Genomic DNA, 15,158 nt, shown 5'->3' with positions numbered 1-15,158 from the left:
GGGCGCGGTGGCGCCCGAGCAGGCCACGAGGAGCGGCGCGGCCAAGAGGCCGGCGAGCCGCAGGGTGTTTTTCGAGACGAACGTTTGTCGCTTTCGATCGGGGGGGTTCATTCGGGTCTCTCGGCGCTCGTCGTGGTCGCGCGCAGCTTGCGGACGGCCTCGTTGTGCTGGTCGAGCGCCTCGCTGAAGGTGTGCCGGCCGCCTCCCTTGGCCACGAAATAGAGGTATTTCGTCGCCGCCGGCGCGAGCACGGCCTCGATGGACGGAGCGCCGGGGTTCGCGATGGGACCGGGCGGCAATCCGTCGTTCACGTACGTGCTGTATCGATTCTTCGAATCGCGGTTGATGGCCGGGGTGATCTTGCCCGCGAAGCCGGCGCAGGCCGGGACGACGTCGGGCTCGGAAAAACAAGCGTAAGCCGCGGTGGGATCCGATTGCAGACGCTTCGGCTTGAACGTGGGATCGAGCAGCCGGTTCAGAAAGACGCTCGCGATGAGCGGTCGTTCGTCGGGCTGGACCGCCTCTTTCTCGACGATCGAGGCGAGGATCAGGACCTCGCGGCGGCCAAACCCGAGCGTATTGCGGAGCGACGCGAAGCCTGCGGCATGCTGCACCGCGAGCGCAGCCCAGCGGCGATCGGCCTCCGTGACGAGGCGGCGGACGATCTCTCGGGGATCGGTGTCGAGCGGGAAATCGTACGTCGCGGGAAAGAGGTATCCCTCGGCGCTCTCGATCCCGAGCGCGCCCTTGCGCTCGATGCCGAGCTCGTCGAGCAGGAGCGGATCGGCGCTCGCGCGGAGGAAGGCGTTCTTGCCAGCGACGCGGAGTTTTTCGAGGCGCGTCGCGATGTCGAACCGATGAAAGCCCTCGGGGATGGTGACGCGCGTGGTGGGTCGCTTGGGCGAACGTTCGAGGAGGTGGCGGAGATCCCAGGGATCGAGGCCCTGCGCGAGCAGGTGCGGGCCCGGGACGAACGCGCTCGTGCCGCCGGTCGTGCGCAGGAACATGGCCATCGCGCCCTCGCTGCGGACGAGGTCGTGCCGGGCGAGCAGCGCTGCGGCCTCATCGCTGTCGAGTCCGGCCGGCCAGTCGATCTCGACCGTGGTGCCCGCGTCGGGCGCGTGAAGGTGGCCGTAGCCGAGAACGAGGGCGAGCAGCGAAAGGCCCACGGCGGCGGCCGCGCCCGCGAGCGCGAAGAGGGCCGCGCGGGCGCGCCGCGAGAGGCGTGGGCGGGGCTTCCTCGGCGAAGGCGGCGGCGGCGACGACGAGGGGAGCGCGCCGGCCTCGGAGGGCGCTTGGGGCGACGCGCGGCGGCGGCGACGCCCGGGGGAAGACGGGGCTCTCGTGGGCACGGCAGGTAGGGTGCAAAGCATCAAACGCCGAAGGGCGTCAAGCCGAACGTTGCCACGGGGCGGGTCCGAGGGTGATGATGCCTCGGTCGAGGAGGTCCTTTCCCTGCATGGCATCCAAGGCCGTCACCGATCGGCAGAAGTCCGCGCGCGCCGTGGCCGCGGCAGCGCACACGCATGCCAACGAAGTCGCGATGCGCGTCGCCGAGCTGCTCTCGCCGCACCTCCGCCCCGACGAGGAGATGCCGGACGTGTCGCTCTTCTTGCGCCTCGTGGGACGCCTCATCGCGACGGAGAACGAGGCGCTCGTGCGCGCCGACGCGGCCCACGAGCGGGAGCTCGCGGACGACGCGGCGCCGCGCAAGGCGCGGGACGAGGCGGTGGAGAAGGTGCGGCGGATCCTGGTGGATCTGCGCGCGGCGGTGGAGACGACGTGCGGGATGGCGGGTTTGCCGCGGCTGCACCTGCTCGAAGCGGTGCCGACGGATCCTTCGGTGCTCGCGACGATCGGGCGCTCGGTGCTCGATGCGCTGCGCGACGAGTCGGTGCGGCTGCCGGCGCCGCGGCGACGGGGGTTGTCGCTCGATCGGGAGGCGTTTGCCGAGGAGCTCGAGCTCGAGCTTCCGCCGCTGGAAAAGGCGCTCGCGGCGGTGGCGCGCGAGGCGCGTGAGGCCGAGGCGACGCTCCGGCAGAAGCGGGCGGCGATGGAGGCGAACGATCGCGCGTTCAGCCGTGGGGCGGCGGTCCTGTCGTCGGCGTTCGCGCTGGCGGGCCTGGAGGAGCTGGCGGGGAAGCTCAAGCCTTCGCAGCGACAACCGGGCGAGACGAACGAGTTCGAACTGGCGGCGACGAGGGCGGAAACGGGCGCGGACGGCTGAAACTCTCTCTTGCATCGACCGCATCGCGGTCGATGCACCCGAGGTCCAGGGCTGCGCCCTGGTTCGGGTCCAGGGGCGAACAGCCCCTGGTCGGGCCCGGGGTGAAACCCCGGCGCAACGCTGCAAGTAACTCCCCCTCGTCAGAATCCCATGTTCGTCGCCGCTTCCTGGTTCGACCGAACGGCCTTGCGCCCTTGACGGGTCTCTGTGGGCTGGGGCGCGGCTGTGGGCGGCGGCGTGGCGAACGGGCCTGCGGCGGGCTGCGGCGCGGCGGCGATGGGCGGCTCGGCGAAGCCGGATTGCGCTTGCTGCACGACGGCGAGCTGACGGTCGAAGTCCGAGGCGACGTCGGCGGCGCGGGCTGCGGGGGCGCTGGTCTTTGCCTTCGCGGCCGAGTCGCGCAGGGCTTGCTCGCGGCTCTCGATGCGGCGACGGGCCTCGGCGACCTTGCCTTGCTCGAACAGACGGTTCGCCTCTTCGAGGGCGGAGGCGGTCTCGCTCCGGTTCATGCGGCCGGCGACGACGGCGTCGAGATCACTCGCGTTCTCGTCCACGACCTCGACGCCGAGCTTGCCGCTGCAGCGGCCGTCCTCGTTCTTGACGAGGTCTTTGTAACGCATGTCGACGGTCGCGACGGGGAGCTCGCCGTTCGAACCTGCGGGGACGCGCAGCTTGACGAGCACGGTCTTCACGTCGCCGCCGCTGAACGTGCCGAGTGGGACGGTGATGCGACTCCCGCTGCGGCGGAAGGAGCGATCGAAGACGCGATCGAGCTCGACGCCGGGGGCGAGATCGATGTCGACCTCGGCGCCGCTCGCGACGGCTTGCGTGAGGGCCTCGGCTTCGCCCTCGAAGACGCGGGCGAGCGCGGCGTCGTTCTCCACGAAGTAATGCCGGCCGTTCGATTCGACGGCGATCGCCGAGAGGATTTTTTCGTTGTAATCGACGTCGACGCCCACGGTGGAGATGCCGATGGCGCGGTCCCGGGCGCGCTGTGCGAGGCTGCGGAAGCCGGGGACGTCCTTCAAGCCATGGTTTGCGTCGCCGTCGCTGAGGACGATCATGCGGCTGATGCGGCCGTCGCTTGCGCGGTTCATCTCGGCCATGGCGGTCTCGATGCCGCAGGAGATGCAGGTGTCGCCGCCGAGCGTGATGCCGGAGATCGACGAGACGACCGAGCTGCGGGTCGAGGGCCCGATGACGACGGCTGGAACGACGACCTCGGTGCGCGTGTCGAACGTGACGACCGAGACCATGTCGCCGTCGTGGAGGCGCTCGACGGCGCCGATCGCAGCGTTGATCGCGTTGCGGAGGCGGGTGCCCTTCATCGAGCCGGAGCGGTCGATGACGATGGAGAGGTTCACCTGGGGCGCGGCTTTCGCGCGATCGCCTCCGTTCGCGCGGGCTTCGAGCATGAGGAACGTCTCGCCGCGCTGGTTCTTGAGGATCTTCGGGTGACCCATGCGCCCGTCGATCATCACGGTCGAGCCCGCGGTGAAGTGGGCGAGCTCGACTTGGTTCGTCGGGTCCGTCGTCTTCTCGGTCGTCCCGTCGTCTTCGATCGCTTCGGCGCCGATGGTGGGCTCGGGCGAGGACGGCAGGCCGCCGGGAGGGGTGAACGAATAGACGGAAAGGCTCGTGAGCAGCATGCCTGCGAAGGCGAGGACGGCGACACGGGACGATTTCATGGCTCTCTCCGGGTCTCGAGCATCGGCGCCTGCAACAACGGTGCTCGCGAGCACGAGCTTACGGTGCGCCGGTGGGTCCTTGGACGAAGATCGAGGCGGAACGATCTGCTCCCATGTGCGCTTCCGCGGCCACACGGACCCCGCAGGCTTTCAAGGTGTCCCAGGGGGGGATGGATCCGATGAGGACGAAGACGGCGTCGTAAGGGACACGCTCGTCGCGGCCGCGGGTGCGGAGGGTGGCGGCGTCCGGGGCGAGGGCGGCGATTTCGGTCTCGAAGCGCAGGCTCAGGCGGCCGGCGGCGTGCATGCGCTTGACCTCGTCGATGTTGCGCGACTTGCCACGCGTGAAGGTCGGGCCGCGGTGGACGACGGTGACGGTGGTGCCGGGCTGCCGGGCGAGGGCGACGGCGATCTCCATGGCCACGTCGCCGAGCCCGACCACGACGACCCGTTTGCCCTCAAAACTTCGGGCGTCGGCGAGGTGGTAATGGACGCGGGCCTCGACGTCGGGCGAGAGCTCGATGGGGAGGCGGCGAGGCGTGCCGCGCTGGCCGATCGCGAGCAGCACGCGGCGGGCGAGGACGTCGCGCGGCGGGCCACCCTCACGCGGCTCCATCGCGATGCGGAAGAGCTTGCCCTCGGCCTCGCGCGAGACGGCCGTCATGCGCGTGTCTTGCCGGATGGGGAGCTCTTCCTTGCGGATGATGCGCATCCAGTGCGAGAGGAGCTCTTCCTTCGTGGATTCTTTCAGCCAGAGCTTGCCCGTGAGGGGCAGGTCGAGGGGTTGATCGAAGACGAGCTTGCCGCGGGGGAAGCTGCGGATGCTCTGGGCGACCGAGCCTTGCTCGATGACCTCGAACGAGAGGCCGAGCTCCTTCGCGCGGAGCGCCGCGCTGATGCCCGCGGGGCCCGCACCCACGATGACGAGGTCCTTCGGCCGTTCGCCGGAGCCCGGAAGCGGCCCTTCCGCTTCGAGGCTCGCGGCGATCTTCTCGACGGCGTGTGCGCCCTGGAGGATCGCGTTTTTGATGAGCGGCAGGCCCGTCACGTCGCCGGCGAGGAAAAGGCCGGGGGTGTCCTCGCTCTGGAGGGCGTCGTCGATGCGTGGCCTGTCGCCGATGGTGTCGCCGTCGGTGATGCGGAGCGAGCCGTTCGGGCAACGTTGCTCGCAGAGCGTGAGGCCGCAGCAGGCCTCGGGGCGCACGACGACGGCGACGTACTTCTGCACTTCGAGCACGTCGTAGGGGCAAGCGTCGACGCAGGCGTAACAGCCGAGGCAGGTCTGGGTGTCGATCTGCGGGAGGCGAATGCGGGTCTGGGGCTTGAGCCGCGCTTCGGTGGTCTGGGGTTTGTCCTGGGATCTGCGGCGGCGCGCGCGGAGGGCGCCCGAGCCGCGGACGAGGCCGAGCGTGAGCGCAAACGCGAGCGTGCCCGTGCCGAGCCAGAGCCACGAGAGGGCGCTCGTCGCGGGTCGATCGAGCTTCGGGACGGCGAGGGCGACGTCGCGCGCGGCGTCCCAGGCGACGGGGCGATCGTCGCCGTGCTGCGCGGCGCAGACGCGGCCGCGGGCCTGCGCGCCGGGGCGATCGGGCGCGTCCGGCGGCAGTGCGGTCTGATGTTCGTCGAAGCAGAGGGACGGTTTGTCGGGGCCGAGCTTCTCGGTGCCGGGGGCGAAGCAGCGGGAGATGGGATCCCGCGGCGAGCGCGGGTCGTGGCATCCCTTGCAGCTCGCGGCGGTGACGATGGGGACCGTGGCTTGGAGGCGCGCGGGCGTCGCGTCGTCGAGGGCGCGCTCGACGCCGGGAGCGAAGCGGATCGGCGGCTCGCCAGGGACGAAGGCGACGCCCTGATCGGCCTGGTGGATGGGATGGCAGGTCGAGCAGCGGAGGGCGCCGGATTTGAAGAGGCGCTCGTGCGGACGGCGTCGCGGCGCGTGGGCACCGTGGCAGGAGGCGCAGGCTTCGTCGGGGCGTTTTTCGGCTCCTGCGGTGCCGTGGCAACTCGCGCAGGTGACGCTCGCGGCGCGCGCGTGCGGGCGCGAGAGGGGGCCGGGCGAGGCGTGTCCGCCAGGGGGTGGGAAGAGGAACGCGGAGAGGCCCGCTGCGGCGGCCGCGACGACCGTCGCGGTGAGGACGCCGCGGAAGCGGGTGACGTCGGAGGTCTTTTCGGCTCGCTTGGCCGCGCGGCCGCGAGGGAGCTCGCGCGGGACGGCGGCACGATCGCGCGCGTCGCCGAGGGGCGAGGCGTAAAGCGTGGGCAACGCCGCCGGAGGTTTGCCCGCGGATGGTTCGTCCCGACGATCGCGATCTGCCATGGAACGATCGCCTCCCCTCACCGCTTCATCACGGCCGCCACGTGGACCACGAGCAGCGCCATCGCCATGCCGAACGTCAGGATGTGAAGGGGCAGCCCCACGCGGAGCAGCCGCAAAAGGAGCCTCTGTGCCGGCAGCGCGCGGAGCTCCACGACGATCCGCACGAGCCCGTCGAGCCCCGCGAGCCGCTCTTTGCCGCGGCCTTCGAGGACCCGCTCGATCCGCGCGCGCAAGACCTCTTCCTCCTGACGCAGCGTCCTGCCCGAGGCGAGCAAGAGAAGCGGTCCCGCGGAGCTCATCGCGAACGGCACGAGGATCTTCTCGAAGATCTTTTTCACGAGATCACTCTTGCCGCTCACCTCGCGATAGAGCCTGTCGACGAGGTCCCGGCGCGCGGCGGCGAAGTCTTCGGGCAGCGCGGCCGAGCGCTCGATGCGGGCCATGCGGCGCGGGACGAAGGCGTACGCGAGCGCCGAGAGGCCTCCCACGAGCGCGCTCACGAGGAAGACGAGCCGGAGCGCGCCGCCGGCCGTGGACGGGGCGATCGGGTGCATCGGCGCGTGCGCGAAGACGAGGCCCGTCGTGACGAGGCCGAGCGCGAGGTGAATCGCGAGCTGCGGACGAACGCGGGATGCGACCGGCGTGCGTGGCTCGGCGTTCTCCTCGCCCGCGCGCTTTCGCATCCACAGGCGCACGAGGCGTTTCGGCACGGCGTACAGGACGAGCAGGACGAACCCCACGGCCGCGAGGATGCCCGCCGCGCCGCCGAGCCCCGCGTCCGCGCGCCAGAGGCCTCGCGCGTGCATGATCGCGCCGACGACCGCGATCGCCGCACCCGCGATCGCGCCGCCCGCGACGAGGCCGGTCGCGCTCGCGCCTTGCTTCTGGACCTCGGCGCGGGCCGTGGATCCGCCGAGGACGAGGTCGCGCACGTCGGCGAGCTCCTCGCTCGGGTTCATGCGGAAGATCGAGCCGGTGGGACAGACCTGCACGCACGCGGGGCCTTCGTAGCCGCGGCAAAGGTCGCATTTCACGGCGACGTCGGGGTAGGCGCCGCCCGCTGGGCGCGGCGAATCGGCGGGGCGGGCCGCCATCTGGATGTTGTCCCAGGGGCAGGCCTTGGCGCAGGCGCCGCAGCCCGTGCAGAGCGCCTCGCGGATGAAGACCTCGCCGTCCGGCTCGCGGCCGATCGCGCCCGTGGGGCAGTCGATCATGCAGCTCGGGTTCGCGCAGTGCTGGCACGAGTTCGGCAAGAGCAAGCTGCGCGGCGCTTCGGATCGTGCCTCGACCCGCGCCACCATCTTGTCGCCGCGCCGCACGATCCGCGCCTCGCCGTGGAGCTCCGCGCAGCCCCACGCGCAATGCCCGCAACGCACGCAGGTCTCGAGGTCGATGACGAGCAGCGAGCGCGCGACCTTGAGCCGGTAGAGGTCCCGAAACGCGTGCTGCGTGGCGTTCTCCGCGGCGCGGCCGATCACCGATCGCTGCGACGCCTGCTGATCGAGCGCGATGCGGCGGAGCGCGGCAAACAGATCCGGATGGCGCGCCGTGATGCCGCGGAACGTGCGCGCGTCGATGACGATGAGCAGCGACGGGCCGCTCGCGACGGCGCTCGTGAGGCGCGGCGATCCGGCCTCGATCTCCGCGTCGCCGAAGAAATCGCCGCGGCCGAGGTAGGCGCGGACGCGCAGGCGCTCGCCGTCGTCGGTCTGGATCTGGATCATCCCGTCCGCGACGAGGAAGAGGTCCGTCGAGGGATCACCCTCGCGGTAGACGGGCTGACCGCGCTCGAAGCGCTGGTAACGGGCCGCGTCGAGCAGGACGTCGACGTCCTCGGGATCGAGGGCGCGGGCGAAGGCCATCGTGTGGAGCAGGTCGCGCGTGGCGGCGCGGCGCAGGATCCGCTCGAGCCGCTCGGCGACCTCGGCCTTGCCGCTGCGCGCCGCCGCGCGCTGAAAGACGTGCGCCGGCACCTCGCAGAGCCGCGACGAGGCGCGCGCCGTGGCCGTCGCGCTGCGCGCCCCGAACGCCGTCGCCTCCTCGCCGAACGACGCGGCTTTGCCCGCCACGCGAAGCTCGCTCTCCCGATCCTCGCCGCGACGCACGGCCGAGAGCGCGACGATCCCCTCGGCGACCACGTAAAACGCGCCCGCCGCCTCGCCCGCGCGGTACACGACCTCGCCCTCGGCCACGGATACCATGCGCCCCGCGTCCTCGATCTCGCGGCGCGCGCGCGCGTCGAGGCCACGAAACACCGGCGTCTCCCACACCGCCGAAGGCCACGCCGCGCGCTCTCCCGAGGCCGCGGGCGAACCCGAGGTCACGGCACCTCCACGTCGACGCGCGCGAGCTCGACGATCTCCAGCCGGCGCAACATGTCCTCGGTCACGTTCGGCCCGTTCGGGCGGAGGCCGCGCCGCGCCTGCTCACGCTCGTACCCGGCGAAGGCCCGGATCAAGAAGGGCGGGAACGCGCGAAAGAGCAGGCGCGCCTCGACACGGAAGGGCCCGCGGCGCGTGCCGGCGTCGAGGTCGTACGTGAAGCGGATCGGCACGTTCGGCGGGAGTGATCGCGTGTCGACGATCGCGTCGGGCCCGCGCACCTGGCCCCGCGACGCGTCGAGCGCGCCGACGGGGAAGTACGTCTCGAAGAGCGCGTGATCGAGCGAGAGGTTCGAGCGGCACTCGCCCGTGTCGATGTCGTAATCGCCGTCGTCGAAGCGATCGGCCCGGAAAAACCCTTGCCCCGGACCGGGCTCGCAGCGGCCGTCGGGGCCGATCACGCCGATGCAGCGGACGCAACGGAGAAAGCCGTTCTGGAAGTTGACGAGGCCCTTGCCGCGGAACGAGGTGCCGCCGCGCTCGGGCGGAGGTGACCAGCGCGGGACATCGGGGCCGTCGCGCACGTCGGCGCCGAAGAGGCCGATCGGGCGGCCGCGCTCGTCGAGCGACGAGGGGTTCGTGTTCACGCGGACGAACGTTTTGTCGTGCAGATCCTCGTCGGGCCGGCCCACACGGCCGACCTCGTAGACGACGCCGCCGTCGCGATCCCGCACGACGAGGTGCACCCAGAACTCGCGCTCCTGGCTGAATCCGGCGGGGACGCGGTGCCCGGCGCCCACGTTCTCCACGACGATCGGGATCTCGAGCCCCGCGCCGCCGCGGCGGGCGCCGTCGATCTCGAAGCGGAAGGTGTGGCGCAGGAGCAGGTCGCGGCGGCGGCGCGCGCCGAGCGGGATGCCGTGCACGTCGAGGGTCGTCTCGTCGACGAGCGAATTGGGGAACTCGTCGGAGAGCGGGAGATCGACGCCGGAGAAGTAATGCGTGCTGACGTTCGTCGCCTTGGGCGAGTTGTCGGCGGAGCGCCCCGTCGGGAACACGCCGGGCGCGCGGGCGACGAAATGGGAGCCGGGCGGGCATTCGGGCTCGGCTTGGCCGTTCGCGGATGGCCCCGGCTCGCAAACGCCGGGATACGTGCTCATGTGGCAGTCCTGGCAGGTCGCGGGCGTTCGTCCGCGTCGCTCCTCGTCGCGGGCCCAGGCGGCCCACTCTGAGTAGGCGTTGCGCAATCGCTTGAAATGCTCGCCCTTCTGCACGCCGAGGACGTCGGAGCCGAAGAGGCGCACATCGTGGCAGCTCCCGCAGAACTCGCTCGTGCGGAGATAAGCGTTCGCGCGCTCGCTCGGGCGGCGGTGCACGAGCGGCTCGACGCTGTCGGGCGCGGCCGTCGACGCCGAAGCAATGGGGCGCGGCGCGCGAGAGCTCTCGAAGAAGAGCTCATCGCTACGCAGTTCGTAGCCGCTGTTCGCGATGCCGAACAATCCGCGGTTGTCCTCGGGTCTGGCCGGAAAAACGGCGCCCGTGACGAACGAGGTCCAGGTGGGGTTGCCCTCGTAGCCGCCGCGACCGCCGCCGCGCGCCCCCACGGGGCCGTGCACGGTGTGGCAAAAAACGCAGGAAATGCCCTCGATGCCCTGCGCGCCGAGCAAGTCGCGCACGGGCTTGCGCGTCGTCGGATCGCCGCCGGCGCGGCCGTCCCAGGCCGGCAAGGGGCGCTCGATCTTCTCGGCGGGGCTGTGGCAATTGACGCACCAGTGCTCGCCGCCCGAGCCGGTCACGGGCAAACCACTCTGGCGATTGCGGCAGGCCGTGGAAGCATTGACGCGGCGGAGGATGCCGGCGCCGTTCGGACAATCCTCGTCGCGGCCGACCTGCTCCTCGATGAGGCTCTCGAGGCCATTGAAGAGCGGGCTCTTCACCGAATGCGCCATCACCGAGCGGCGCCACTCCGCGGCCTGGCGCGGATGGCACGAGGCGCAGGCCTCGCTCGTGGTGCCGACGACGGAGATCGGCGTGAGGGGCGAGATGTCCTGCTTGGGCGCCTCCGCCGGCGCAGGCGCGAGGCGCGAGAAAGCGAGCGCCGCGACGAGCAGGCCCGCCCCGATGGGCAAACCCGCGGAGATCCAGGCATTCTTTGCAGAGGCCGGTTTTCCCGCGGACGCACGTTGCGCTGGCGCGGGTCGTTCGGCCGATACGCCCGCGGGTTCATCCGCCTTTCGCGCGCGGATTTCAGCGGGCTTGCGATCTCGCGCAGGCCGCGGGGCCGCGGCTTCGACGCTTTCACCACGCAGAAAACGCCCGAGCTCCTGCGTGATCGTCACGGCGCGATCCGGCCGCCGCGCCGGATCCGGATCGAGCAGCCGCAAGGAAAGGCTCTGCAAACCCGTCGGAAGCGCGCGCGCCACGGCGTCCACGAACGGCGGCGCCTCGCGTTGCGCCGCCTCGTCGAGCGCATGACGCAGGCCCGCGCCCGCGAACGGGTGCTCCCCCGCGAGAAGTCGGTACAGCAAAAGTCCGAGCACGTACCGATTCGCGGCGCTGTCCCACACGGCCCCCGCGGCCTGCTCGGGCGGCGTCCAGCGCGGCGAGATCTCCGCCGATCCGCCGCGAGATCCGCCCTCCGGCGCGCCCAGGATCGCGCCCACGAGCCGCGGCGCCGCGACCACCACGGCGCCCTCCTCGTCGACGTACACGCCTTCGAGCGAGAGCGGCCCCGGAAAGAGGCTCGCCTTCTCGCACGCGGCGAGCCCCTCGGCGACCGCGAGCGTGATGCCGAGCGCCTCGCGCCACGGCCACGGCCCCTTCCGCTCGCGCACGAGCTCCGCGAGGTTCGTCCCGAGCTTCCGGCGCACGATCCACACGCCCTCGTCGTCGGCGCCGCCGAGCGTGAACCCGCCGATCGAAGCCTCGCCAAACCCGAGCAGCCGCCGCGCCGCGGCCTCGTCCGAGGCAGGGAGACGAAACAGCTCGCGCCCGCCCTCGCAGGCGAAACGCGTCGCGCGCCCGAGCGGCGGCAACGGCGCGCCAGCCTCGATCCCGCTCGCCTCGGGGCGCGCGCGTTTCATCATCGTCCCCTCACCTTCCCCGTCGCCGTGCTCTTCGCCGTCACTGTCGCCGTCGCCGTCGGCGCGCCCGTGGACGAGTCCTCCGGAGATTGCGTCGATCGCACGAGATACGCGCCGAGCCCCGCGAGCAGCGACAGCCCCACGATGATCCCGACCGCGACCTTCATCGGCACCTCGCGCCCTTGATCCACCTGATCGACGAGCGCGATCGTGTCCTTGCGCGCGCCCGCGCCGCCGCTCTCGCGCCGCGTGGCCTTCGCGTCGTCGCTGGACCTGTCCGATCGCGGGTCACTCGATCGCGTCGCGGGCCTGCCCTCGTCGGAAGGCTCGGGCGCTTCGGGGATCGTGCGGGGCGTGGGGGATTTCTGGTGCGGCGTGGTCGCGCCGTGCGAGCTCATGCGGCCGGGGCTCGTGCGCGCGGGCGCGGGCGCGGCGACCTGGAAGGGTTCGAGCCGCTCGACCACGTCCTGCGCGAAGTAGGGCCGATCCTCCGGCGCTTTTTCGAGGAGCTGGAAGAGGAGCTGCTCGACGCCCTTCGGCAAACCGGCCCGCACCTCCGCTTCGAGCGGCGGCGGCTCCGCCGTGCACTGGAGGTTCAGGAGCTGCCGCGGCGAGGCCGAGGAGAACGGCGGTTTGCCCGCGAGCAGCTCGTAGAACACGAGCCCGAGCGCGTAAAGGTCGGCGCGGTGATCGATGGTGCGCGCGTCGATCTGCTCGGGGCTCATGTACTGCAGCGTGCCCACGCTCTGCGTGTTGGTCTGGTTCATCGCCTGCAGCATCTTGGCGATGCCGAAGTCCATGACCTTCACCGTGCCGTCGGTCAGGATCATGATGTTCTCCGGCTTGAGATCGCGGTGGATGATCGGCGGCTCCTGCCCGTGCGCCGCGGAGAGCGCCGAGGCCACGGCCGCGATGATGCGGATCGCCTCGGTCCACGGGAGCCGCCCCTCCTCGCCGAGCACCGTGCGCAGCGTGCGTCCGTCGAGGTACTCGAGCACCATCGCGAGCTGGCCGTTCGCCTCGATGCTGGCGAGGCTGCGCACCACGTTCGGGTGTTCGAGGTGCGCGAGGATCTGCATCTCGTTCACGAAGAGCTTGCGGCCCGTCTCACTCCTCGCGAGCTCGGGGTGCAGGACCTTGAGGGCCACGCGCCGCTTCGACAGGCGCTCCTCGCCCTCGTAGACCTTGCCCATCCCCCCCTCGCCGACCAGGCGCCGGACGAGGTAATCACCGAGCTGCTCCATCACGCGTCTCCGATCCGCCGGACTTACCTACGGATGACCCCCCCGGAGGACTTACAGGACGTGCGCATCTCCCCGGGATGGTGTAGCCATGGGCCAGGCGCCCCCTTCGACGTCTATCATGGTTTCCCGGTACGCTACCCTCCTCGTCCTCTCGCTCGCCGCCTGCTCCAAGAGCCCCGCGGAGCCCGACCCGCCCCCGTCCGCGGGTCCCGCGACGACCACCATCGCCCCGCTCACGTGGACCGCGCCCGCGGCCTGGACGGTGCAGGATCCGCCCAAGAGCGGGCCGAAAAAGGCCGCTTACAAGGTGACGAAGACCGGCGACGACAAGGAGGAGGCCGACATCGAGGTCTTCTTCTACGGCACGGGCGCCGCGGGGGATCCGGAGAAGCGGTTCAAGGAGTGGTTCGAGCAGTTCGACGGGAACGTCGGGGCCGAGGCCAAACGGGAGAGCTTCGACGTGGGCGCGCTCAAGGTCGAGACGGTCGAGGTCGCGGGGACCTACAAGATCGCGCTCGGCCCGCCGGTGGGCCCGAAAAAGCGCCCGCCGATGCAGATGGTGAAGGAGAACTTCCGGCTCGTCGGCGCGGCCGTGAAGACGCCGGATCGTGGCACCTGGTTCTTCAAGATGTCCGGCCCGAGCGACACCGTGCAGTCCGCGCGCGACGCGTTCCGGACGATGCTGCAATCGGCGAAATGACTCAGGGCGGCGGCGGGCCGCCCGGTTTGTCGTGGTCCCACGGGAAGGCGTACGTCACGCACGGGGCCGAAAACAGCCGGAGATCACCGTCGGTGCCGACCTCCTGCGCCGATGAAACCACGGCCTCGAAGCCCACGGTCGATTCGGCGAACCCGAGCAGCTCGCACATTTCCTGATCACCAAAACCCCAGTTCACGGTCTCGTCGCGGGGATTGTCGTACTCGCAGCCGAAGCGGTAGCCCTCGGCGCCCGTCATGTCGATCGGCTTCTCGTAGACCCGGCCGTGCGCCTCGCCGTTGTAGGCCGAAAGCTCCAGGATGGTCTCGCCGTCGCGCGGGCCGCCCATGATCTCCAGGAAAAACCGCTTCGCCATCGTGTGGGTGTGCGGCAGGATGTAATAGATCTTCTGGTCGAACGTATTGCCCGAGGCCGCGAACGGGCCTTCCATCGCGCATTCCCCGAAGAAGCGTGATTTCGCGTGCGGCGGGATCGCGAGGCCGTGGTAGTCGAGGTGGAACGGGGTGAGCTTGTGTTTTACCTGCTCCTTCGGGATGCCATACAGCGTGAGCGTGAGCGTGCCCGTGATGGGCGCCTGGGACGTGTTGAGCAGGTGCACGTCGCCGATGATGCGTGAATACGGCGGGATGCGGACCGCCACGCCGTCCGGGAATTTCTGCACCTCGCGCTCGGTCTGCGTCGATTGCGCGTAAATGACGCCGCCCGCGAGCGCGGCCGAGACCTGATCGTAATTCCGGGTCGAGCAATTCCAGACACCGTCCGGGCCCTCGAATTTGTCCGCCGGGACGAACGTCCAGTTGGAATGGTGCGAGGACTCGTTCTGCAGGAGCTCGACCGCGTTGACCCAGATCTCGGTCTCGTTGCCGAGCGTGACGCTCTGGCAGAGCCCTTTGATCTCCTGGCCCGCCTCCACCGTGAACTCGGCGAAGGTATGCGCGAGCGGCGTCCCGGAGAGTTTTTCGCAGCTCCCGGAAGACGCGGCATACGCGCCGCTCGGGCACCCCTCACAACGCGCGCCGGACCCGTCCTCGACGCAGATCTTTTGATCCGCCGCGCAACCGAGCGCGACACAAGCCGCGCTCGGCCCGCCGCCCGGATTCGCCGGGCCCGTCTCCCCTCCCCCGCACGCGGCGAGGAAAAGCGGCGCGAGGCCCAGCAAGAGTGATGAGAAGGATCGGTTTTTCATCAGCCCACCTCCGAGCGGTGGAGTGTAGGCCAGGCCGAGCGCCTCAATTGGGCAAACCCGCGCCGAGACGGAAGTAAATCGACCGCCGCGCGCCGCACGCCGGGCAGAAGACACGTGCGATACGGAGCCGCGACGTCCCGACCGTCTCCGCGAGATGCTCGTCGACGCGCACCTCGCCGCCACAACGCGCGCAAGGCTTCCCCCGCGCCGCGACCTCGACCTCGGAGGCGCTCGTGATTTCGATCGGCCGCTCGGGCGAGCCGCCGGGCTCGAGCGAGGCGAGGCGCTCGCGATCCCGCGCGAGCTTGACCGCGGCGCGCTCGGCTTCCCGGCGCGCCGCCCGTGGCGAAAGAGGCTTTTTCTTGCCGGTCATGCCT

The 15,158-nt window shown here is 70.8% G+C and carries 10 protein-coding genes; 2 read left to right on the top strand and 8 right to left on the bottom strand.

The genetic code is table 11. From position 1 onward, the window contains the following. Nucleotides 1–107 precede the first annotated feature (107 nt). On the bottom strand, nt 108–1,352 hold the full coding sequence (mltG, locus tag QHF84_RS41715) for an endolytic transglycosylase MltG (protein ID WP_281319141.1): 1,245 nt from the start codon (nt 1,350–1,352) through the stop codon (nt 108–110). Between the two features lie 107 nt (nt 1,353–1,459). Between mltG and QHF84_RS41710 the strand changes: the two genes are divergently transcribed. Then, on the top strand, nt 1,460–2,227 hold the full coding sequence (locus tag QHF84_RS41710; protein WP_281319140.1) for a hypothetical protein: 768 nt from the start codon (nt 1,460–1,462) through the stop codon (nt 2,225–2,227). 140 nt (nt 2,228–2,367) lie between these two features. On the opposite strand, the gene QHF84_RS41705 is transcribed toward QHF84_RS41710, so the two are convergent. Genes QHF84_RS41705 through QHF84_RS41685 form a run of 5 tightly spaced genes read right to left on the bottom strand, consistent with a single transcriptional unit; the run spans nt 2,368 to nt 12,877 of the window. Next, complete coding sequence (locus QHF84_RS41705; RefSeq protein ID WP_281319139.1) at nt 2,368–3,915, bottom strand: VWA domain-containing protein; 1,548 nt, start codon at nt 3,913–3,915, stop codon at nt 2,368–2,370. A 58-nt stretch (nt 3,916–3,973) separates the two neighbouring features. After that, nucleotides 3,974–6,229 (bottom strand): NAD(P)-binding domain-containing protein, encoded by a 2,256-nt coding sequence (locus tag QHF84_RS41700; protein ID WP_281319138.1) that lies wholly within the window; start codon nt 6,227–6,229, stop codon nt 3,974–3,976. 17 nt (nt 6,230–6,246) lie between these two features. Beyond that, the gene (locus tag QHF84_RS41695) at nt 6,247–8,553 is read right to left on the bottom strand and encodes a cyclic nucleotide-binding domain-containing protein (protein ID WP_281319137.1); all 2,307 of its coding nucleotides are present in this window, start codon (nt 8,551–8,553) and stop codon (nt 6,247–6,249) included. After that, a complete protein-coding gene (locus QHF84_RS41690) occupies nt 8,550–11,636 on the bottom strand; it encodes a hypothetical protein (RefSeq protein WP_281319136.1) in 3,087 nt (1,028 codons plus the stop codon). The genes QHF84_RS41695 and QHF84_RS41690 overlap by 4 nt, the downstream gene beginning before the upstream one ends. Further along, nucleotides 11,633–12,877, bottom strand: a complete 1,245-nt coding sequence (locus QHF84_RS41685) for a serine/threonine-protein kinase (protein WP_281319135.1) — start codon at nt 12,875–12,877, stop codon at nt 11,633–11,635. The genes QHF84_RS41690 and QHF84_RS41685 overlap by 4 nt, the downstream gene beginning before the upstream one ends. A 118-nt stretch (nt 12,878–12,995) precedes the next feature. On the opposite strand from QHF84_RS41685, the gene QHF84_RS41680 reads away from it, so the two are divergent. Continuing rightward, complete coding sequence (locus QHF84_RS41680; RefSeq protein ID WP_281319134.1) at nt 12,996–13,577, top strand: hypothetical protein; 582 nt, start codon at nt 12,996–12,998, stop codon at nt 13,575–13,577. Between the two features lies 1 nt (nt 13,578). Here QHF84_RS41680 and QHF84_RS41675 read toward each other — a convergent pair whose 3' ends face one another. Together QHF84_RS41675 and QHF84_RS41670 are read right to left on the bottom strand one after the other, a co-directional pair. Beyond that, on the bottom strand, nt 13,579–14,781 hold the full coding sequence (locus tag QHF84_RS41675; RefSeq protein WP_281319133.1) for a hypothetical protein: 1,203 nt from the start codon (nt 14,779–14,781) through the stop codon (nt 13,579–13,581). A 43-nt stretch (nt 14,782–14,824) separates the two neighbouring features. Continuing rightward, on the bottom strand, nt 14,825–15,154 hold the full coding sequence (locus QHF84_RS41670) for a hypothetical protein (protein WP_281319132.1): 330 nt from the start codon (nt 15,152–15,154) through the stop codon (nt 14,825–14,827). Nucleotides 15,155–15,158 lie beyond the last annotated feature (4 nt).

This window comes from Polyangium sp. y55x31, from assembly GCF_029946505.1.
In the GTDB taxonomy this organism is placed as follows: domain Bacteria; phylum Myxococcota_A; class Polyangia; order Polyangiales; family Polyangiaceae; genus Polyangium.
The sequence above is the reverse complement of the archived record's forward strand: the minus strand, read 5'-3'. Positions and strand labels throughout refer to the sequence as shown.

Coding starts and splice junctions, on each gene's coding strand:
- QHF84_RS41710 (WP_281319140.1), top strand. CDS start 1,460: ATGGCATCCAAGGCCGTCACCGATCGGCAGAAGTCCGCGCGCGCCGTG.
- QHF84_RS41705 (WP_281319139.1), bottom strand. CDS start 3,915: ATGAAATCGTCCCGTGTCGCCGTCCTCGCCTTCGCAGGCATGCTGCTC.
- QHF84_RS41700 (WP_281319138.1), bottom strand. CDS start 6,229: ATGGCAGATCGCGATCGTCGGGACGAACCATCCGCGGGCAAACCTCCG.
- QHF84_RS41690 (WP_281319136.1), bottom strand. CDS start 11,636: ATGATGAAACGCGCGCGCCCCGAGGCGAGCGGGATCGAGGCTGGCGCG.
- QHF84_RS41685 (WP_281319135.1), bottom strand. CDS start 12,877: ATGGAGCAGCTCGGTGATTACCTCGTCCGGCGCCTGGTCGGCGAGGGG.
- QHF84_RS41680 (WP_281319134.1), top strand. CDS start 12,996: ATGGTTTCCCGGTACGCTACCCTCCTCGTCCTCTCGCTCGCCGCCTGC.
- QHF84_RS41675 (WP_281319133.1), bottom strand. CDS start 14,781: ATGAAAAACCGATCCTTCTCATCACTCTTGCTGGGCCTCGCGCCGCTT.
- QHF84_RS41670 (WP_281319132.1), bottom strand. CDS start 15,154: ATGACCGGCAAGAAAAAGCCTCTTTCGCCACGGGCGGCGCGCCGGGAA.